This window comes from Acuticoccus sediminis (assembly GCF_003258595.1).
Classification (GTDB): domain Bacteria; phylum Pseudomonadota; class Alphaproteobacteria; order Rhizobiales; family Amorphaceae; genus Acuticoccus; species Acuticoccus sediminis.
In genome coordinates, this window is the sequence record NZ_QHHQ01000001.1 from 1,375,190 (window position 1) to 1,395,335 (window position 20,146).

At 69.2% G+C, this 20,146-nt stretch carries 19 protein-coding genes; 7 read left to right on the forward strand and 12 right to left on the reverse strand.

Features of this window, described 5'->3' with window-relative positions:
- Positions 1–108 precede the first annotated feature (108 nt).
- Entirely contained in the window at positions 109–627 is a 519-nt protein-coding gene (locus DLJ53_RS05940) for a MarR family winged helix-turn-helix transcriptional regulator (protein WP_162408935.1), read from the forward strand.
- 132 nt (positions 628–759) lie between these two features.
- On the opposite strand, the gene DLJ53_RS05945 is transcribed toward DLJ53_RS05940, so the two are convergent.
- From DLJ53_RS05945 to DLJ53_RS05955, 3 genes are all read right to left on the reverse strand, one after another.
- Positions 760–1,335 carry a YfbR-like 5'-deoxynucleotidase gene (locus DLJ53_RS05945; RefSeq protein WP_111344129.1) on the reverse strand — a complete coding sequence of 192 codons (576 nt, stop codon included), beginning with the start codon at positions 1,333–1,335 and terminating at the stop codon, positions 760–762.
- A gap of 77 nt (positions 1,336–1,412) precedes the next feature.
- Positions 1,413–2,207: a CAF17-like 4Fe-4S cluster assembly/insertion protein YgfZ gene (ygfZ, locus tag DLJ53_RS05950; RefSeq protein ID WP_111343131.1), complete on the reverse strand. Its 795-nt coding sequence runs from the start codon at positions 2,205–2,207 to the stop codon at positions 1,413–1,415.
- A gap of 9 nt (positions 2,208–2,216) precedes the next feature.
- Positions 2,217–2,987, reverse strand: a complete 771-nt coding sequence (locus DLJ53_RS05955; RefSeq protein WP_111343133.1) for a hypothetical protein — start codon at positions 2,985–2,987, stop codon at positions 2,217–2,219.
- Positions 2,988–3,136: 149 nt separating this feature from the next.
- On the opposite strand from DLJ53_RS05955, the gene DLJ53_RS05960 reads away from it, so the two are divergent.
- Together DLJ53_RS05960 and DLJ53_RS05965 are read left to right on the forward strand one after the other, a co-directional pair.
- Positions 3,137–3,739 (forward strand): LysE family translocator, encoded by a 603-nt coding sequence (locus tag DLJ53_RS05960; RefSeq protein ID WP_226575257.1) that lies wholly within the window; start codon positions 3,137–3,139, stop codon positions 3,737–3,739.
- Positions 3,740–3,782: 43 nt separating this feature from the next.
- A complete protein-coding gene (locus tag DLJ53_RS05965; RefSeq protein ID WP_111343134.1) occupies positions 3,783–4,529 on the forward strand; it encodes an SOS response-associated peptidase in 747 nt (248 codons plus the stop codon).
- An 86-nt stretch (positions 4,530–4,615) separates the two neighbouring features.
- Here DLJ53_RS05965 and yghX read toward each other — a convergent pair whose 3' ends face one another.
- A complete protein-coding gene (yghX, locus tag DLJ53_RS05970) occupies positions 4,616–5,527 on the reverse strand; it encodes a YghX family hydrolase (RefSeq protein ID WP_111343136.1) in 912 nt (303 codons plus the stop codon).
- A gap of 101 nt (positions 5,528–5,628) precedes the next feature.
- Positions 5,629–6,240 carry an HAD family hydrolase gene (locus DLJ53_RS05975; protein ID WP_111343138.1) on the reverse strand — a complete coding sequence of 204 codons (612 nt, stop codon included), beginning with the start codon at positions 6,238–6,240 and terminating at the stop codon, positions 5,629–5,631.
- A gap of 80 nt (positions 6,241–6,320) precedes the next feature.
- Between DLJ53_RS05975 and DLJ53_RS05980 the strand changes: the two genes are divergently transcribed.
- From DLJ53_RS05980 to DLJ53_RS05990, 3 genes are all read left to right on the forward strand, one after another.
- A complete protein-coding gene (locus DLJ53_RS05980; protein WP_146619905.1) occupies positions 6,321–6,659 on the forward strand; it encodes a c-type cytochrome in 339 nt (112 codons plus the stop codon).
- Between the two features lie 128 nt (positions 6,660–6,787).
- A complete protein-coding gene (gene glpK / locus DLJ53_RS05985) occupies positions 6,788–8,275 on the forward strand; it encodes a glycerol kinase GlpK (RefSeq protein WP_111343141.1) in 1,488 nt (495 codons plus the stop codon).
- Positions 8,276–8,383: 108 nt separating this feature from the next.
- The gene (locus tag DLJ53_RS05990) at positions 8,384–9,886 is read left to right on the forward strand and encodes an OmpA family protein (protein WP_111343142.1); all 1,503 of its coding nucleotides are present in this window, start codon (positions 8,384–8,386) and stop codon (positions 9,884–9,886) included.
- Between the two features lie 102 nt (positions 9,887–9,988).
- On the opposite strand, the gene DLJ53_RS05995 is transcribed toward DLJ53_RS05990, so the two are convergent.
- The 4 genes from DLJ53_RS05995 to DLJ53_RS06010 form a co-directional block, all read right to left on the reverse strand.
- Entirely contained in the window at positions 9,989–12,301 is a 2,313-nt protein-coding gene (locus DLJ53_RS05995; RefSeq protein ID WP_111343144.1) for a xanthine dehydrogenase family protein molybdopterin-binding subunit, read from the reverse strand.
- 166 nt (positions 12,302–12,467) lie between these two features.
- Complete coding sequence (pgi, locus tag DLJ53_RS06000) at positions 12,468–14,075, reverse strand: glucose-6-phosphate isomerase (RefSeq protein ID WP_111343145.1); 1,608 nt, start codon at positions 14,073–14,075, stop codon at positions 12,468–12,470.
- Between the two features lie 13 nt (positions 14,076–14,088).
- Positions 14,089–15,117 (reverse strand): glycosyltransferase family 4 protein, encoded by a 1,029-nt coding sequence (locus DLJ53_RS06005; RefSeq protein WP_111343147.1) that lies wholly within the window; start codon positions 15,115–15,117, stop codon positions 14,089–14,091.
- A 19-nt stretch (positions 15,118–15,136) separates the two neighbouring features.
- A complete protein-coding gene (locus DLJ53_RS06010; protein WP_111343148.1) occupies positions 15,137–15,952 on the reverse strand; it encodes a UDP-2,3-diacylglucosamine diphosphatase in 816 nt (271 codons plus the stop codon).
- Positions 15,953–16,137: 185 nt separating this feature from the next.
- On the opposite strand from DLJ53_RS06010, the gene DLJ53_RS06015 reads away from it, so the two are divergent.
- A complete protein-coding gene (locus DLJ53_RS06015; RefSeq protein ID WP_111343150.1) occupies positions 16,138–16,560 on the forward strand; it encodes a DUF1489 family protein in 423 nt (140 codons plus the stop codon).
- 410 nt (positions 16,561–16,970) lie between these two features.
- Here DLJ53_RS06015 and DLJ53_RS06020 read toward each other — a convergent pair whose 3' ends face one another.
- The 3 genes from DLJ53_RS06020 to prfA form a co-directional block, all read right to left on the reverse strand.
- Positions 16,971–17,792 (reverse strand): DUF4167 domain-containing protein, encoded by an 822-nt coding sequence (locus tag DLJ53_RS06020; RefSeq protein WP_111343152.1) that lies wholly within the window; start codon positions 17,790–17,792, stop codon positions 16,971–16,973.
- 409 nt (positions 17,793–18,201) lie between these two features.
- Positions 18,202–19,089, reverse strand: a complete 888-nt coding sequence (prmC, locus tag DLJ53_RS06025) for a peptide chain release factor N(5)-glutamine methyltransferase (protein ID WP_162408937.1) — start codon at positions 19,087–19,089, stop codon at positions 18,202–18,204.
- Positions 19,082–20,143 carry a peptide chain release factor 1 gene (gene prfA / locus DLJ53_RS06030; RefSeq protein ID WP_111343155.1) on the reverse strand — a complete coding sequence of 354 codons (1,062 nt, stop codon included), beginning with the start codon at positions 20,141–20,143 and terminating at the stop codon, positions 19,082–19,084. Before prfA ends, prmC begins: the two co-directional genes overlap by 8 nt.
- Positions 20,144–20,146 lie beyond the last annotated feature (3 nt).

Genomic DNA, 20,146 nt, shown 5'->3' on the forward strand with positions numbered 1-20,146 from the left:
AGGGTGCGAAGCTGCTCCAGGCCGCTGGGGCCATTGTGCGCTCGGGGCTGGTCTTGCATCCTATGTCCTCTTGTCGCCGACGGCCCAGCGGACGAATATAAGGGTCTGATGACTGATAAGCCGATCGAAATCGCATTGGAGGGGGCCAAGATGGCACCGGGCGTGAAATCGCTCCCGTGCACGTGCCTCCGTCTGCGCCGCATTGCCCGTCAGATCACCTCGATCTACGACGGTGCCCTGGCGGAGAATGGCGTCTCGATCGTGACCTACGCCGTTTTGTCGGCGCTGAGCCGCGAGGAGCCGCTCACCCTGTCCGCTCTTGCCGAGCGCGTGGGAACCGACCGTACGACGTTGTCGCGCACGGTCGAACGCATGCGCCAGGCCGAACTGGTGGCCGCCTCCCCGGGCGACGACCGCCGCGAACGCCGCCTCAGCCTGACGGAGCATGGCCGCGAAACGGCCGCCGCTGCGCGAAGATCCTGGCGGGAGACGGAGGAGATGCTGGTCGAACGCTACGGCGCCGAGCGCCTTGCGACGCTGCACCAGCTCCTCGCTGATCTCGAGCGGGCGGCCGAGACCGAGGAGGATACGCCCTGCCGAAGTGAGCCGCCGCTCGCCGGCTGCTGAGGTCGGGGACGCCACCGACATCAACGCACCCTGAGGTCGACCGGGTGCGGAGGGGATGCTCGGCCGTTGCAAGCGCTGGCACGCATTCCCGCACCGGTTGACGTCGAGCGGGGCGCGTCGCTGCCGCCGGCCTCAGGCGCTTTCCCCGAGCCTCGTCTCGAGGTCGGCGAAGCGGGTGAGGTATTCCGTCTCGGCCTTGCGGGTGGGCCAGGCGACGAGAAATTCCGCCACGGCCTCTGCGCTGACGGAGGGCGCGCCGAAGAAGCGCTGTGCTTCCTCCGGCGCGAACCCCGCGAGGGAGACCGCCTCGTGGTAGGCGGCCATGGTGTCGGCCGTCTTGATGAGGCGCTTGCAGCGGCCGCCGCTGTCGTAGGGGATCGCGAAGCGCAGGTGCACCGCGTGCTCCAGCCGCGCCTCCACCGTCTTGTACGCCTCGCCGATCACCGCCTTGAAGGGCGAGATCATGTCGCCGATGACGTACTCCGGCGCGTCGTGCAGCAGCGCGGCGAGTTGGTCGGCCGGGCTCGGCTCGGCGATCATGCCGAGGATGCGGTCCACCAGGAGCGAATGCTGCGCCACCGAGTAGGGGTGCTCGCCGACGGTCTGCCCGTTCCAGCGGGCGACGCGGGCGAGGCCGTGCGCGATGTCGCGGATCTCGATGTCGAGCGGGGAGGGGTCGAGCAGGTTGAGGCGCCGGCCCGAGAGCATCCGCTGCCAGGCGCGCGGCTGCGGCCTGGTCTGTGCCCTCGGCTTCGCCGCCTTCGCCTTGGTCCGGGCGGTGCCGCTCAAGCGCCCGCCCCTTCGTTCGCCTCCTCGCTGGCCAGCGAGAACGGGGCGCCGGGCGGCACGGTCAGGCGGACCGGCACGTCGCCGGCCTTGAGCTCGTCCTTGACCCGGTCGATCCGCACGATGGCGAGCCCGCCGGTCCCGACAACGGTGCCGAGGCGGCCGATGGCCCGGCCCCCGGCGGTGATCTCGGCGCCGGTCGCGGGGAGCGGCGCGTCGGCGGCGACGATGACGGTGCGCCGTCGGGCCGTGCCGCGGTGGCGCATGCGCGAGACGACCTCCTGGCCGACGAAGCAGCCCTTTTTGAAGTCCACCCCGCCGGTGAGGTCCATGTTGGCGTCGTGGGGGAAGGTGTCGCCGAGGATGAAGTCGATCACGGCGTCCGGCACGCCCGCCTCGATGCGCGCGGCATGGTAGGCGTCGGCGGCCGCCTCCTCGCCGGTGCCGATGCTGCGGCCGCCGATGCCGGGGGCGCGCGGATCGTCCGGCCCCTCGCCGAGGATGACGCCGGCGTCGGTCTCCTCGAACGTGATCGCGGCGCGCAGCTTGTACATGTTCAGCCGGCGCAGGATGTCGGCGAGCGCGCTGGTCGGCAGGTCGAGGAAGAGGTGGTCGTCGCGGGTATGCACGAAGAGGTCGGTGAGCACCTTGCCTTGCGGCGTCAGCAGCGCCCCGTAGGCGAGCGCGCCCGGCGCCAGACCCTCGGTCGCGCAGGTCACGAGCCCGTCGAGGAAGGTGAGCCGGTCGCCGCCCGAAACTTTGACGACGCTTCGATCATTCAGGTGGATGGCCACGTTTGCCTCTCACTCCACGTCGCCTGCCGTGAAGTACCGCAGGCGGCCGGTCTTGGTGATTCCGACGCGGAAGAATGTGTATCGACCTTGGCGTTCCATTTCCTCGACGTCGATTGCGGTCAATATACGATAAAGTTCAACGAAATGGGGCGGCTTGAGTTCTTCAAGGGGCACTTCGGCAAAATAAGGCCACACGTAGGTTCCGTCACCTTCGATAAACACGTGGCCGGTTTCGAGGATTTCGGTAAGGATGGCGAGAATTTCGCGGCCCTCGGGGTCGCCTGACTGGGTCTTGAGAAAGTCCACGGGATCGTCCACGGGCACCGTCGACGATACGACCGGGGGAAGGTCCTGCCCGGAGAAGATCGGACGCAGCGCTTCCACGTCGCCGGTGCGTGCGGCGTCCAGCAGCGCGGTGCGGGTTCTGGCGACTTCGGGCGGCAGAGTCTCGTCGCCCCAGACGACGTCGCCGATGCTGGCGCGGCCTTCCGGTGGCACGGGGATTGCTTCCTGCTCGACCGAATGCGGGTCCTCCTCGATACCTTCCTCGACAGCCTCGGGTTTGTTGACCGTCGGCTTCAGCCGATCCGGCAGAGCGGACTTCGCTCCGGTCGTCGGCCGCATGGGACCGATCGTCGCGTGGAGCTCGAGTTGTTCGGGAGCTTCTGGAGCTTCGGCCACGGGCGCATACGCAAACGCGAAAGCGGTACCGATCGCAGGACAGACGAGGATCGCGGTTGCCACGGGCCGGGCGAGCCGACCGAACGCGCGTCGAGGCATATGCCATCCGCTCCTTTCATCAGCGGGTCGACCATCACACGGCTTCGACCCATTTGCACCCTTCATGAGACAAGGACTCACGTCTTGACGGGCCGATCGGTTTGACCCCTCTCGCCTTCATTGCGCTCGGCATCCTCGGGGGTGTGTTCGTGACGGCTCCCGTCGGACCCGTCAACGTCATGATAATGCAGCGTGCCTTTCGCTACGGTTTCCCGATCGGCCTGGCGGCCGGCGTGGGCGCCTCGCTCGCCGACCTCCTGTTCGCGACGGCGGCCGTCTTTGGCGTATCGACTGTGTCGGCCTTCGTCGAGGGGCATTCGCGGATCATCCAGCTCGTCGGGGGGATCCTCGTCGTCCTCTTCGGGGCCCGCATCCTGTGGCGCCAGCCCGGATTCGGGCAGCCGCTGCCGATGGAGGCCAAGCAGAAGGGCGCCGTCGGAACCGCACTCACGACCTTCTTCCTCACCTTGTGGAATCCCGCGACCATCTTCGGCTTTTTGGCCTATTTCGGGGCGCTCGGCGAGTGGGGGCCGGACCAGGGCGACATCATTGGAACGGCTCAGCTTTTGCTGGGCGTGGCGATGGGGACGATCGGCTGGTGGTGCGGCCTTGCCGCGCTGGTGACACGCTTGCGGCTGCACCTCAACGAGTCCACCCTCAACAAGGTCAACGTCGTCGCCGGTGCGCTGCTCGTCGGCTTCGGCGCGCTGATCCTGGGCCGCTTGTCGGTGACGTACTTCAACGTCATCTGACCGGTGGGGCCGGGCGGACCGGCCGCGAGCACGGAGGCCGCTCATGTGCGGGCGCTACAATTTGACACTCCCGGTCGAGGCCGTGCGCCAGCTCTTCGCCGTGGTCAACGAGGTCGAGCCCTTCCCGCCGCGATACAACATCGCGCCGACGCAGCCTGTGCACGTGGTGCGCCACGGTCCGCACGGCCGCGAGCTGGTGCTGATGAAATGGGGCTTCATGCCGTCCTGGGTGAAGGACCCCGCGAAGTTTCCGCTCCTCATCAACGCCCGGTCCGAGACGGCGGCGGAGAAGCCCGCCTTCCGCAACGCCATGCGCCGGCGCCGCGTGCTGCTCCCGGCGACCGGCTACTACGAATGGAAGCGCGAGGGGAACCGCAAGGTGCCGTTCGTCTTCGAGGCAGGCCATCCGATCGCGCTCGCCGGCATCTACGAAACCTGGCACGGGCCGAACGGGGAGGAGGTCGACACCGTCGCGGTCCTCACCGGCGAGGCGCTGGGCGTCGCGGCGGACTATCACGACCGGATGCCGCTCACCGTTCCGCCCGCCGATTTCGCCGAATGGCTGGACCCGGCCAACGACGACGCCGCCAAGGCTCTCGTCTGGACCGACCGGGACGACTACACGGCCCATCCGGTCTCCACGCTCCTCAGCAACGCCCGAAACGAGGGGGCGGGACTGATGACGCCCGATCCGGAGGGCCCGCCCGAGCCGCGCGCCGCGCGGCGCCGCCAGACGGAGCCGCCGCCTGCGGAGGCCGAGCCGGAGGAGGTGCAGCCGCGGCTCCTGTGACCCCGCGCCTCCCGTGAGGCGATCCCGTCGGGGACCCCCTCAGTGGCCGGGACGCGCGGCGCCCGGCGGTCCGGCTTCAGGCGCCGTCAGCGCAGGTTCTCGTTGAAGAAGGCGATGGTGCGGTCCTCGGCGAGCTTGGCCGCCTCGGCGTCGTAGCGGGGCGTCGTGTCGTTGTGGAAACCGTGGTTGACGCCCTCGTACATCTGCATCGTGTAGTTGACCCCGGCGGCATCGAGCGCGTCCTTGTAGGCGGGCCAGCCGGCGTTGATGCGCTCGTCCAGCGAGGCGTACTGGATGAGGAGGGGCGCCTTGATGTCCGCCACCTGCTCGGGCGCGGGCTGCCGGCCGTAGAACGGGACGCCCGCCGCGAGCTCAGGGTAGGCGACCGCGATCGCGTTGACCACGCCGCCGCCGTAGCAGAAGCCCACCGCGCCGACCTTGCTCGTGTCGTCCCGCCCGTCGAGGTACTCGAACGCGGCGAAGAAGTCGTTCATCAGCTTGGTGGTGTCGAGCTCGGCCTGCATCGCCCGGCCCTCGTCGTCGGTGCCCGGATAGCCGCCCTTCGGCGTCAGCCCGTCCGGCGCGAGCGCCAGGAAGCCGGCCCGCCCGAGGCGCCGCGCGACGTCCTTGATGTACGGGTTGAGGCCTCGGTTCTCGTGGATCACCAGGACCGCGGGCCCGGGCGCCTCGAAGTCGACCGGGGTGACGAGGTAGGCCTTGATCTCGCCGTGTCCGTTGGGGGACTGGTAGGTCACCCACTCGGTCTTGATCCACGGATCGTCCTCGGCGACCTGCTGGGCGAGGGCGTAGTCGGGCGAGAGCTGCCGCAGCAGCATCGCCGCGGTCACGCCGCCGACGGCATACTTGGCAGCGCGGTCGAGGAACTCCCGCTTCGTGAGCTTGCCGTGGGCGTAGTAGTCGTAAAGGTCCAGCAGCTCTTGCGGGAAGTCCTTGGCTGTCTTGCGTGCGGTCTGGCCGGCGGGGGCTTTGGCTTGCATCGTGGCTTCTCCTCGTTTGCGCGAAAAGTTGCCTAACGGTGCAGCTTATGGCTACCGCACAAATCGCCGCGTCACGCTGTCATGAGCGCGGCTTCGGCCGCCTAGACGGCCAGCCCCGCGGCCTTGAGGTCCGCCCGCATCTGCTCGGGCGAGGTGAAGAGGTGGGCCTGCCAGCCGGCGCCATTCGCCGCCTCCACGTTGGGGGCGGAATCGTCGAAGAAGATCGTCGCCGCCGGATCGAGGCCGAAGCGCTCGGCATGAAGGTCGAAGATCGCACGGTCGGGCTTGATGAGACCCACCTCGGCGGACACCGTCACGCCGCGCGGGCGGGTCAGGACGGGAAAGCGCTGCAACGCGATCTCGAACGTGTCGGCGGCGAAGTTGGTGAGCATCGTGACGTCGTGCCCGGCGTCGATCAGCGCCTCCATCATCGCCGGTGTTTCCGGCAGGAGGCCGGGCACCATCTCGCTCCAGCGCTCGCGGAAGGCGCGGATGAGGGGAGCCTCGTCCGGATACTGCTCGATGAGGGCGGCCTCCGCCTCGGCCCAGGGCCGTCCCCGGTCCTGCTCGACGTTCCACGCTGACGTCGTGACGTTGTCGAGGAACCAGCGGCGCCGATCCGCGTCCGGAATGAGGGTGCGGTACGGTATTTCGGGGTCCCAGACCACGAGAACGCGGCCGATGTCGAAGACGATGTGACGGACGTCGGTCATTCCCCACCATTGCGCTGATGTGAATCAAGGAGATCGAGGCGCAGCCATGCCACCCTCACGCGCAAAACGGGAGTGGTCCGATGCGCACGTCATCCATTTTGGCCGGCCTTTTTCTCACCGCTGTGACGCTCGGAGCTGTCTCGGCGGGCACGCCGGCTTCGGCGCAGGACCGCGCCGCCCGCGGCAAGGCGCTGGCGGAGACCTGGTGCGTGCGCTGCCACGCCATCGGCGAGCCGCAGCCGTCGGCCCTCTCCGACGCGCCATCCTTCGAGGCGCTCGCCAGCCAGCCCGGCTTCGGCAGCAAGCACCTCGCGAACGTGCTCGTCGCGCCGCACCCCGTGATGCCGGAGTTCCCGCTGACCAACGACGACCTTGCCGCGCTCGAGGCTTACATGCAGTCTCTCACGGCGGCGAAATAGGCCCGCCGGGGACACGGCGCTCCGGGTCGGGACGGGACACGGGGCGTGCGTTCGCGAATGTTCGTTTGACACGCGGTTCAAGTTCGGCCCAGCCTGCACCACCCAAGGGCCAACCATTAGAACGCGACATGACCGCCCCTATCCTCGCCATCGACCAGGGCACGACCTCCACCCGCGCCATCGTCTTTTCAGGCGACCAGAAGATCATCGGCGTCGGCCAGCAGGAGTTCAAGCAGCACTTTCCCCGCTCGGGCTGGGTCGAGCACGACCTCGAGGACATCTGGGGGACGACGCTCGCGACCGTCCGCTCCGCCCTCGCCGAGGCCAAACTGGACGCCCCGCAGATCGCCGCGATCGGCATCACCAACCAGCGCGAGACGGTGGCGGTGTGGGAGCGGGCGACGCTGAAGCCGGTCCACCGCGCCATCGTCTGGCAGGACCGCCGCACCGCCGACAAGTGCGAGGCGCTGCGCGCGGAGGGGCTGGAGCCGATGGTGACCGAGAAGACCGGCCTCCTCCTCGACCCCTACTTCTCCGGCACCAAGCTCGCCTGGCTCCTCGACAACGTGGACGGGCTGCGCGCGCGGGCGGAGGCGGGGGAGGTGGTGTTCGGCACCATCGACACCTTCCTGATCGCCCGCCTCACCGGGCACTTCGCGACCGACGTCACCAACGCCTCACGCACGCTTCTCTACGATATCGGCTCCGGCACCTGGGACGACGAGCTCTGCCGCATGCTGGGCGTGCCCCGGTCGATGCTGGCGGAGGTGCGGGACAATGCCGCCGACTACGGCACGACGCATCCCGCCCTCTTCGGCGCGGCCATCCCGGTCTACGGCGTCGCAGGCGACCAGCAGGCGGCGGTGATCGGCAATGCCTGCTTCCAGCCGGGGATGGTCAAATCGACGTACGGCACCGGCTGCTTCGCGCTGATCAACACGGGACCGGATCGCGTCGCCTCGCAGAACCGGCTGCTGACCACGGTGGCCTACCGGCTCGGCGGACGGACGAACTATGCGCTGGAAGGGGCGATCTTCGTGGCGGGCGCGGCGGTGCAGTGGCTGCGCGACGGGCTCGGCATCATCGACCACGCGGCGCAGTCCGGCGAGCTGGCGGCGAACGCCGACCCTAACCAGGACGTCGTCCTGGTGCCGGCCTTCGTCGGTCTCGGCGCGCCGCACTGGGACGCCAACGCGCGCGGCGCGATCTTCGGGATCACCCGCTCGACCGGCCCGGCGGAGCTCGCCAAGGCGGCGCTGGAGAGCGTCGCGCTGCAGACCCACGACCTCATCCGCGCCATGCACAAGGACTGGGCCGGCTCGCGCGACACGGTGCTGCGCGTCGACGGCGGCATGGTCGCCTCGGACTGGGCGATGCAGCGCCTCGCCGACGTCCTCGGCGCGCCGGTGGACCGCCCGTCGATCAACGAGACGACGGCGCTGGGGGCCGCGTGGCTGGCGGGGATGCACGCCGGCGTCTGGCCGGGCCAGGAGGGGTTCGCCGCGGGCTGGCACCGTGACCGCCGGTTCGAGCCGCAGATGCCGGAGGCGGACCGCTCCCGCCTCATCGGGCTCTGGAACGACGCCGTCTCGCGCACCCTGACCCGGGTCAACTGAGCCGGGCGAACCGGCCGTGGACGCGTCGACCGGCGCCGCCAGGGTCCACAGCGTGCCGAAAGCCTGAGGTGTTGGGATAGGCGGCCCCGACATCGACGAGGCCCGCCCGTGCACGCATCCGTCCTCGCCCTCGCGGCGACGCTTCTCGCCGCGCCGTCCGGCACCGGCCCCGCGCTCCTTCGTGGCGATCCGGGCGGGGCGGCGGCCGTGCTGACGGTCCAGTTCGGCGACAGCCCGCAGGAGCAGCGGCGCAAGGCGATCGAGCAGCGCCGCCGCGAGATCGACCGACTGCGCCACGCCGCCGAGCGCGAGCGGGAGGAGCGCCGCCGCCAGCGGCTCGAGGCGATGCGCGGCTCGCAGGAGGCCGGCGGCGCCGCGTGGAAGGCCGACGGACAGGTTCAGGGGAGCGTTGCCGGCGGAACCGGCGCCTACCATGCCGAGTCTTTTGCGGGCGGCGGGGAGGGCGCGCCGCGTGACAGCTTCGGCCGCCGCCACCTGGCATACCAGCTCGCGGCGGATCCGGACGGCGACCGGCGGGCGCGCCGCCTCGCGACGGCCTACGCCCCGGCCCGATCGGCCCTGACGCGGCACCTCCTGTCCCGGGGGCGGCGAGGCGACACGCAGGCCGCCCAGCTCGCCCGCGAGTACAATCAGCGCAGCTGGGAGCGTCAGGAGACCAAGCGGGCCGAGCAGGCGCCCACCGGCGAGCTGGGCCCCCTCGGCAAGCTGCGCTGGGGCGACCTCGTCCGCCGCGACAATGAATATTCCATCTTCCAGACCAACGACCTGCACCGGCTGGTCGCGAACCGGGACGACACCGACCGCTTCCGCTGGAACGCGCTCTCCCTGCAGGAATACACCTTCGACAACGGCTGGACGGAGTCGGTGGCGTCCCGCCGGGACGGCAGCACCGTGCGAACGCTGCGCGACGCCGAGGACGTCCCCATCCGCCGCACCCGGACCGACGCGAACGGCGACGAGGTGACGCTCTTCAACAACCTGCCGTCCTGGTGGCAGGAAAAGTCGAGGATCGACGTGAACATCGGGGCGGAGGGCTTCGACACCGGGATCGGCGGCCAGGTCATCGACGGCGCCGTCTCGTCGCTGGACGAACTCTACAGGGCTGCGACGGCCGAGCCGCTCGGCAACCCGCGCCGGTCGTTCACGCTGAACCAGCTCCTCGTCAACGAGGGCCTGCGGGGGCTGATGCCGGGGATCGACGTCGACACGATCAACTTCGAGACGAACTCGGCGGTCGTGTCGGAGGACGAGATGGCGGTGCTGGAGCTGATCGGCGCGGCGATCTCGGCGGCGGTGGCGGCCAACCCGCGCGAGGTCTTCCTCATCGAGGGCCACACGGACGCGAAGGGCGACGACCTCGACAACATGGAGCTGAGCGACCGGCGGGCCGAGGCTGTGGCGATGCTGCTCACCGAGGCCTTCAACATTCCGCCGGAGAACTTCGTCACCCACGGCTACGGCGAGGAGTTCCTGAAGGTGGAGACGCAGGACGAGGAGCGCCGCAACCGACGCGTCACCATCCGCCGCATCACGCCGCTCCTGACCGAGGGGACGGAACTCTCCCCGATGGCGACGGCGCCGGACAGCTAGGCGCCGCGCGAACTCAGCCCGGAGCCAAGGTCGACGCGGCCCGGGCGACGGGCCGCATCATGGAGCGGGCCGCGCGGCACCGGGCCGCGCGGGAGAGGCGGGTTACGCCGCCTTGGTTTCGGCCTCGGAGATGAGGCGCCACAGGACGTCCGGGGTCGCCGGCATGTCGACGTGCGGCACGCCGCAGTTCGTCCACAGCGCGTTGCAGACGGCGTTCATCACGGCCGGAGCGGCGCCGATGGTACCGGCTTCACCCGCGCCCTTGATCCCCATCGCGTTGTGCTTGGACGGCACGTTGCGCGTCTCGAAGTGGAAGAACGGCACGTCGTCGGCGCGCGGCACGCAGTAGTCGAGCAGCGAGGCCGAGAGGAGCTGGCCCTCGTCGTCATAGACCGTCCGCTCGTAGAGCGCCTGGCCGATGCCCTGAACGATACCGCCGTGGACCTGGCCCTGCAGCAGCATCGGGTTCACCGTCGCGCCGAAGTCGTCGACGATGACGTACCGCAGCAGCGTCACCTTGCCCGTCGCCTTGTCGATCTCGAGCTCGCAGATGTGCGTGCCGTTCGGGAAGGTCGGCTCGTCCTGCTGGACGCGGCCCTCGCTGGTGAGGCCGCCCGCCGAGGCGGCGAGCTCGGCGAAGGTCACCGAGCGGTCGGTGCCGACGATGCGCACGGACCCGGCGTCGAACTCCAGGTCGTCGGCGGAAGCCTCGAGCCTGTCGGAGGCGAGTTCCTTCAGCTTGGTCGACATCTCCACCGACGCGACGTCCACCGAGGGAAGGCCGAGCGGGATGGAGCGCGAGCCGCCCGTGCCGCCGCCGGTCTTCACCCGGTCGGTGTCGCCCTGGATGACGGTGATGTCGGCCGGGTCGACGCCGAGACGGTCGGCGATGATCTGCGTGTAGGACGTCGCGTGGCCCTGACCGTTGGTCTGTGTGCCGATGAGGAGCGTCATCTTGCCGTCGGGGGCGAGCTCGATCTCGGCCCGCTCGGAACCCGGGAAGGCACAGGCCTCGATGTAGGTGGCCATGCCGATGCCGCGGATCGCGCCGCGTGCCTCGCTCTCGGCCTTGCGGCCGGAGAAGCCGGCCCAGTCGATGACCTCCATCGCGCGGGACATGTGTCCGTCGAACTCGCCGGTGTCGTAGGTGCGGCCCGCGGCGGTCTTGAAGGGCATCTCCTCCGGCTTGATGAAGTTGCGCCGGCGGATCTCCTCCGGGGTGAGGCCCATGATGCGCGCCGCCTCGTCGACGAGACGCTCCACCGTGTAGGCGGCCTCCGGACGGCCCGCGCCGCGGTAGGCGTCGGTCGGCACCGTGTGGGTGTAGACGCCCTTCACCGCGACATACATCACCGGGAAGGCGTAGACGCCGGGCGCCATCGAGGAGCCGACGAACGGAATGTGCGGCGCGAACTGGGCCAGGTAACCGCCCATGTTGGCCTTGAGGTCGACGCGCAGGGCGAGGAACTTGCCGTCGTCGTCCATCGCGATCTCGGCGGTGGTGACGTTGTCGCGGCCCTGGCTGTCGGACATGTAGGCTTCCGAGCGCCCGCAGATCCACTTCACCGGCGTCCCGCCGAGGAGCTTCGCCGCATACATCACGGCCGGGTACTCGGGGTAGACGAAGATCTTCGTGCCGAAGCCGCCGCCGACGTCCGGCGTGACGACGCGGATGTTGGCCTCGTCCGTCTTCAGGATCTCGGCGAGGACGCCGCGCATGCCGTGGCCGCCCTGGGTGCCGGCGGTGAGCGTGTAGCGGCCGGTCGCCGGATCGAACTCACCGAGCGCGCCGCGCGTCTCCATGTAGTTGGTGACGAGGCGGTTGTTGCGCAGCTCCAGCTTGGCGAAGCGGGTGGCCCTGGCGAAGGCTTCCTCGGTGCCCTCGCTGTTGCCGACGCCGTAGCGGAAGGCGAGGTTCGAGCCGTGGTCCGGCCAGACCAACGGTGCGCCGTCCTCGAGCGCCGCGGCGGCGTCGGTGACGCTGTCGGTCGCGTTCCACTCGATGTCGATCATCTCGGCCGCGTCGTTGGCGGCAGCGACGCTGTCGGCGACGATGAGCGCGACCGGGTCGCCGATGTGGCGCACCTCGTCCTTGGCGAGCACGTAGCGCGGGTAGACCGCGGTCGGCGTGCCGTCTTCCTGCTTGTAGGCCGCGCGGCAGGGCAGCGGGGCCATGGTATCGGCGAGGTCGGCGTAGGTCATGACGAGGCGCACGCCGGGGGCGGACTTCGCGGCGTCGACGTCGTTGATCGTGAAGGTGCCGGCGGCGATGGGGGAGCGCAGGACCACGCCGTAGAGCGTCCCCTCCGGGGTTACGTCGGCGGTGTAGCGGCCATGGCCCGTGATGAGGGCCTGATCCTCCACACGCAGGGCGGACGCACCCATCCCGAACTTCGCCATCGTCATATCGTTCATGCGTTATCCCCGTGCGAGCGTGGTGGCGGAGCGTGCTGGGTTCCACCGGCCGATGCCGTGCCGCCCCAGCCCTCGTTTTGTTCGGACCCTAGCCTCGACAAATCGATTGCGCCACCACGCATATACTCTTTGTTGCAGTGCGTTGCCGCCGCGGACGGTCCGGCCGTCAGACCGCGCGAAGGTGGGCGAGGAGCCGGGCCGTGGAGCCGTCGAGCTCCGGGCTCGTCTCGCCCTTGACCGCCGGGAGCAGTACGCCGGCCAGCTCCTTGCCGAGCTCCACGCCCCACTGGTCGAACGAGTTGATGTCCCACAGGACGCCCTGCACGAAGACCTTGTGCTCGTAGAAGGCGAGGAGCCGCCCGAGCGTGAACGGGTCCAGTGTCCTGTAGGCGATGGTGTTGGACGGGCGGTTGCCGGGGAACACCCGGTGCGGCGCGAGGCGGTCCGCCTCGGCGGCGTCCATCCCCTTGGCGAGGAGCTGCTCGCGCGCCTCCTCGAGGGTGCGGCCGCGCATCAGGGCCTGCGTCTGCGCCAGCGCGTTGGCGACGAGCTTGGCGTGATGGTCGGACAGCGCCTCGTGCGGCTGCGCGGCGACGAGGATGTCCACCGGGACGACGTCGGTGCCCTGGTGGAGGAGCTGGTAGAAGGCGTGCTGCCCGTTGGTGCCCGGCTCGCCGAAGATCACCGGGCCGGTGGGGCTCGTCACCGGCGAGCCGTCGCGGTGAACGCGCTTGCCGTTCGATTCCATGTCCACCTGCTGCAGGTGCGCGGCGAACTCGATGAGGCGCTGGTCGTAGGGCAGGATCGCGTAGGCGCCGTAGCCGAGGTAGGTGCGGTACCAGTCGCCGAGGAGGCCCATGACGACGGGGATGTTCTCCTCCAGCGGGCGGGTGCGGAAGTGCTCGTCAGCCGCGGCGCCGCCGGCGAGGAACTGGCGGAAGTTGGTGCCGCCGATCGCGATGGCGACGGAGAGGCCGATGGCGGACCACACCGAGTATCGCCCGCCGACCCAGTCCCAGAAGCCGAACACGCGGTCCTCGCCGATGCCGAACTCGGCCACCTTGTCGAGGGCGGTGGAGATCGCCGCGAAGTGGGCGCCGACGGCGTCCTCGCCGAGGTTGTCGACGATCCACTGCCGCGCGGTGGCCGCGTTGGTCATCGTCTCCTGCGTCGTGAACGTCTTGGAGGCGATGAGGAAGAGCGTGCGCGCCGGGTTGAGGCCGGCGAGCGTGTCGGCGATGTCCGCCCCGTCGACGTTGGCGACGAAATGCACCTTCGGCCCGCCCTCCCGGTAGGGGGAGAGGGCGCGCACCGCCATGCGGGGGCCGAGGTCCGATCCGCCGATGCCGATGTTGACGACGTCGCTGAACGGTGCGCCGTCGGCGGCGGCTATGGTCCCGCCGCGCACCCCGTCGGCGAACGCGACGACGCGGTCCAGGACCTCCTTCACCTCGCCGGTGACGTCCTTGCCGGCGACCTGAAACGGTCCGGGATCGCGCAGCGCCACGTGCAGGACGGCGCGGCCCTCGGTGAGGTTGATGGGCTCGCCCGCGAACATCGCGTCGCGCATTGCCTCGAGACCGGCGGCCCGGGCGCGCTCCATCAGGAGGCGCATCGTCTCGGCGGTGACGATGTTCTTCGAGTAGTCGAGGAGGAGGTCCCCCTCCTCGAGGGAGAAGCGGCCCGCACGGCCGGGGTCGCTGGCGAAGGCGTCGCGCAGGTGGAACCCGTCGAGGCTCTTCAGATGGTCGGTGAGAGCATCGGACATGGGCATGCGGACCGCTCCGTTAGTTGCTGTTGGCGATTGCCAGGTCGTTGGCCTTCTGGAGGTTTTCCCAGAACTGCTTGACGCTCGACTCCCACGAGAACTCCTCGGCGTAGGCGCGGCAGCGGTCGCGCGGGATGTCCAGCGCGTCGAGGCAGGCCTGCCGCAGGTCCCAGTTGAGGGCGCCCGTCTGCGAATCGGCGATGACGTCGAGCGGCCCCATGGTGGGGAAGGCGGCCACCGGGACGCCGCAGGCGAGCGCCTCCATCTGGACGAGGCCCCAGGTGTCGGTGAGGCTCGGGAAGACGAAGACGTCGGCCGAAGTGTAGTGCGCGGTCAGCTCCTCGCCCAGCCGGTTGCCGGTGAAGACCGCCTCGGGATAGCGCGCCTTGAGGTCGGGCAGCGCCGGCCCGTCGCCGACCACCAGCTTGGTGCCCGGCAGGTCGAGCTTGAGGAAGGCGTCGATGTTCTTCTCCACCGACACGCGGCCGACGTAGAGGAAGACCGGCTTCGGCAGGTCCGGCAGCGCCGGCGGCACGTCCGGGTTGAAGGTGACGGTGTCGACGCCGCGCACCCAGCGGACCAGCCGGCGGAAGCCGCGCGCCGCGAGCTCGCGCTCCAGCGTCGTGTTGGACACCATGCAGCACACGCCCGCGTTGTGGAACGAGCGCACGAAGGCGTAGGACCAGGAGAGCGGCACCGGCGCACGCGCCCGGACGTACTCCGGAAAGCGCGTGTGGTAGCTCGTGGTGTAGCCGATGTCGTTCTTGCGGCACCACCGCCGCGCGATCATCCCGAGCGGGCCTTCGGTGGCGATGTGCACGTAGTCCGGCTGGATGTCGTCGATCACCCGGGACACGCGCCACGGCGGCGTCACCGCGAGGCGGATTTCCGGATAGGTCGGCATCGGGACCGTCCGGTACTCCTGCGGCGTGACCATGTACACCTCGATGCCGAGCTTCTCGAGCTCCTGGCGGGTGGTGTCGAGCGTGCGGACCACGCCGTTCACCTGCGGATGCCAGGCATCCGTCACGAGGGCGAGCTTGGTCATCGCCCGTTCTCCAAAAATGTCATGCGGCCTGCGAGCGCGACGCTGCCGCGATGTCGGGTCGGCTCGGCTGCCGCTCGGCGAGACGGGTCCAGCGGATCAGCTCGAAGGTGCCGTCCTCGTGCTCGGCCACGGCGGTGCAGCTCTCCACCCAGTCTCCGGTGTTGATATAGCGCGTACCGTGCATGTCGTGCATCGTCGCATGGTGAATGTGGCCGCACACGACACCGTCGGCACCGCGACGCTTGGCCTCGGTCGACAGCGCCTCCTCGAACTTGCCGATGAAGGAGACGGCGTTTTTCACCTTCAGCTTCGCCCAGGCCGACAGCGACCAGTAGGTGAGGCCGAGCTTGCGGCGCACGATGTTGATCCAGGTGTTGGTGGCGAGCGTCGTGACGTAGGCCCAGTCGCCGAGGAGGGCCAGCCACTTCGCATGACGCACGACGACGTCGAACTGGTCGCCGTGAATGATGAGAAGTTTCTTCCCGTCCGCCGTGGTGTGGATTGCGGAGTCGACGACCTCGACGCCGCCGAAGTGCGTGCCGACATAGTCCCGCAGGAATTCGTCATGGTTTCCGGGCAGGTAGACGATGTCCGCGCCCTTGCGGCCCTTGCGCAGGATCTTCTGGACGACGTCGTTGTGCGTCTGCGGCCAGTACCAGGTCTTCTTCAGCCGCCAGCCGTCGATGATGTCGCCGACGAGGTAGATCTTTTCCGCATCGTGGTGACGCAGGAAGTCCAACAAGAGCTCGGCCTGACAACCCCGCGTTCCGAGATGGATGTCGGAAAGGAAGAGCGTGCGGAACTTGCGCACATCCGGTTCGTCCTCGGAGCCCATTTCCGACCTCGTGCCGTAGCGCTTCATCGATCTGTGGCGCCTGCTAGCATACCTATTTGGTGTATGAACAGAGCACTACCATCCCAGTCCCAGCCTAACAGATCCACTGTGACATGCAGTGGACAGTGGGCATCACTGGTGTGCACGATCTTGCCGGATCAGCCGGTCGAGCCTACCCAGACGACATGACGGTGCATCTTCTCAAGCTCTGTGTCGGCGTGACCTCCATCGACGAGCTTCGGCAGTCGGCGGAGCGGCGTGGTGGTGCCGATCCCTCCGGGGCCATGCGAATCACCACGCGAATGGCGCCCAAGCGCGCCGACGAGGTGCTCGACGAGGGAAGCCTCTACTGGGTCATCAAGGGCAGCGTGCAGGCGCGCCAGCGGGTCGTCGGCATCGAGCCGTTCACCGACGGCGCCGGCGTCGGCCGGGTCCATATCTTGCTGGAGCCGGACGTCGTCGCCGTGCGGCCGCGCCCGTGCCGTGCGTTCCAGGGGTGGCGGTACCTGCGCGCCGACGAGGCGCCGGCGGACTTCTCCCTCGCCGCCGTGGACGAGGCGATGCCCGCCGCCATGCGCCGCGATCTCCTGGAACTCTGCCTGATCTGACTTGCGGCCGCGCCGAACGGCCCGCGCCGTCAAGATGCTGCGACCACAGATGAATTCCGTTCCGCCCCCGCCGCCGTTTCGACGGGATGGGCGTACGCGGGAGTGGCCTCAGCCACGCGGCAACGAGCCGGCACGCGGTCACGCGCCGTCGATCGAGCGCGGCTCACACCGCCAAGTCGGCGAAAACCGTACAGTGGCTCTGTCGTAGCGATCGGCTGGTTTGGCGCCGGCTATCGGGATGACTGCGGCCATCCGGGACGCGGCCATCCGGGGTATCCGAACGGGGAGCGCCGTCGTGCCCGCGGCATGCCATGCCGCTTGCCGGCCCGGTTCGCAGGTGCGCGTCCCGCTCTGGGCCGGGCAGGGGGGCCGGAGCGGGGCGGGACCGCCCGTCCGCTCCGGCGCTTGGCTCAGTTCGGCTCGCCGGTCTCGGCGGCCGGTTGCGGGGCGGCGTCCGACGCGGCCTCGCTGCGGCGCGTCCGCGGAGTGCGGGTGCGCGTCGTGGTGGTGGTGCTGCTGCTGCGCCGACGCGGAGTCTTCGGCTTGGCGGCCTTCTTCGGCTTGGCCTCGGAGGCGTCGCCCTCGGCGTCGGAGCTCTCGTTGTCCGAGGCGCTCGAGTCGTCGTCCGAAGTGTACTCGCCGGCGGCTTCCATCTCTACCGGAGACGCCGTCACGACCGGTTGCGGCGCGCGGCCGGGATCGGCCGTAGTGGACGGGCCGTCGTCGTCCTCGTCGTCGCTCGGGGCGGCGTGCCTGCCGTTCGCCCCGTTGCCGTTGCCGTTACCGTTGCGGTGGTGCGAGTGGGACGGGGCGTCGTCATGGTCGTCGTCGCGGTTGTGGGCGTGGTTGCCGTTGACGCGAATCGCGCGGCGCATGCCTTCGTCGTCGTCTTCCATCCCGTCGTAGCCGTTGATGGAAGGCTGGTCGCCGCCGCGGCCGCCGCGGTCGTCGTCCCGTCGGTCGCGCGGTTGCGGCTGACCGGACTGCTCGTAGGCAGCCGCGACGATCCGGTAGTAATGTTCGGCGTGTTGGAAATAGTTTTCAGCCATCACGCGGTCGCCCGAAGATTGGGCGTCGCGCGCGAGCTGGGCGTACTTGTCAGCCACCTGCAAAGCCGAACCCCGGATCTTCACGTCGGGGCCGTTCGACTCGTAGGAGCGTGACAGCGGATTGCCGCCGCCCTTGCTCCGGCTGCGACCACGAAGACGCTTGCTCGGGTTGTTTGGTCTCATCAGCTCGCTTCTCGATCCGGAACATACGGATGAACACGGACACGAGCGCCCCGGCAGCGCAGTACGCTGCCAATGCGTTGCCATGGACCCCGAAATCGCGGGATCCAATAGCCTCATCCGGTTCGGTTCGGAACGCCGCCTCAGCAGCGAACCACACTTAATCCGCCCAAACGACGACGGAGACCGTTCGCCCCCTCCGGGGTCGGTAACCTGATCGTCGCCAGGATGGCGTCAGTGATAACGACGCCCCGCTCACGGGGCAGGCACACGATGCGGAGCCTTTTCCAGTCACGGGCCATAAGCCCGGGGATGCGGCTGCCGCTCGGCCGACGGCGCCACGTTAGCGGGTCACCGTTGCCTTTCCAATACTTAATTATGATGCCGGGCGATGTTTTCGCAACTGTGGCGCTCAAACCATACTGCGCCGGAGGGACACGGCCCTCGCATCACCATTAAGATCGTCCGCTACGGCCACGACTTCAAGCCCTCGCCGCTCAGCCTCGTAAATTACGGCGTCTCGGGCCGCCGGGTCGATCTCCACAACGAGGGTGCCGCCCGGCCGCAGCATCGTCGGCACCTGGTCGAAAACGGCGCGATATGCGTTCAACCCGTCCACACCGCCGTCGAGTGCCAGCCGTGGGTCGAAATCACGCACCGTCGGCTCCAGCGTCGCGATGTCGGCAGTGGTCACGTACGGCGGGTTCGAGACCACGAGGTCGAAGGTCTGCGCCAGCGCCGCCCCGAAGTTCGCCTGCACGAACGATGACCGGCCGTCGAGGTTGTGCCGCTCGGCGTTGCGCCGCGCCTCGATCAGCGCCTTGTAGGAAATGTCGACGCCAACCCCATAGGCGGCCAGTCTCTCCGACAGGATGGAGAGGAGAATCGCACCGGTGCCGACACCGAGGTCGGCGATGAGCGTCGGCGCCTCGGGCGGATAGAGCGCCGTCAGCGCGAGCTCGACGACCGTCTCGGTCTCCGGTCGCGGCTCCAGCGTGTCGTCGGAGACGCGAAGGTCCAGCGACCAGAAGGCCCGGCGGCCGAGGATGCGGCCGATGGACCGACCCGCGAGCCGCTCCCGCGCGCGGCGCTCCAGCTCGGCGATCTGGTCCGCGTCGATGGTGAGGCGCGGATTGGCGATCAGTTGAGTCGTCGTCACGTCCAGGGTTTCGGTGACGAGGAGGCGCGCGTCGAGGTCGGGGGTCGAGATTTCCGCTTCGCGGAAGACGCGCCGGAGCGTATTGTAGAGGTTGCCGAGTTCCGGCTCGCCGGTGAAGATCGGTTCCGCTCGGTCAGGCATCGGCTTCAGCGAGCAGTTTTGCATTGTGATCGGTCGCCAGTGCGTCGATCACCTCGCCGAGACCTGCGCCGGACAGGATTTCATCGAGCTTGTACAGCGTCAGGTTGATCCGGTGGTCCGTTACGCGCCCCTGCGGGAAGTTGTAGGTGCGGATGCGCTCGGAGCGGTCGCCGGACCCGACCTGCGTCCTGCGGTCCGCGGCGCGCGATTCGGCCGCCTCGCGGCGATGCATGTCGTAGAGCCGGGCGCGCAGAACCTCCATCGCCCGGGCGCGGTTCTGGTGCTGCGACTTCTCCGACGACGTGACCACGATCCCGGTCGGCAGGTGGGTGATCCGCACCGCCGAATCGGTGGTGTTGACGTGCTGCCCGCCGGCGCCGGACGCCCGCATCGTGTCGATGCGGATGTCGTTGGCGGGGATGTCGATGTCGACCTCCTCGGCCTCCGGGAGCACGGCGACGGTGGCGGCGGAGGTGTGGATGCGCCCCCCCGATTCGGTCGCGGGGACGCGCTGCACGCGGTGGACGCCCGATTCCCACTTCAGCCTGGCGAAGACGCTGTCGCCGCGCACGGCGGCGATGATCTCCTTGTAGCCGCCGGCGTCGCCTTCCGAGAGGCTCATCACCTCGACCCGCCAGCCGTTGTCGGACGCGAACCGCTCGTACATGCGGAAGAGGTCGCCGGCGAAGAGCGCGGCCTCCTGACCGCCGGTCCCGGCGCGCACCTCGAGGATGGCGCTCTTGCTGTCGGCCTCGTCCTTGGGGAGGAGGGCGACGCGGATCTCGTCGGAAATCGACTCGATGCGCCTCAGGACCGTCGGCCGCTCGGCCTCTGCCAGCTCCGCGAGCTCGTCGCCCGAGCGCAGCATCTCGTCGATGCCGGCGAGCTCCTTCTCCGCATCGCGGAGGGCGGAGACGGACCGGACGAGGGGTTCCAGTTCGGCATACTCCCGCGACAGGCGGACGAACTCGTCAGCCGCGGGGCCGGATGCCATGCGTTGTTCCAAGATGTTAAAGCGGTCGACGACTTCGTCGAGCCGCTGCCGAAGCGCCATGAG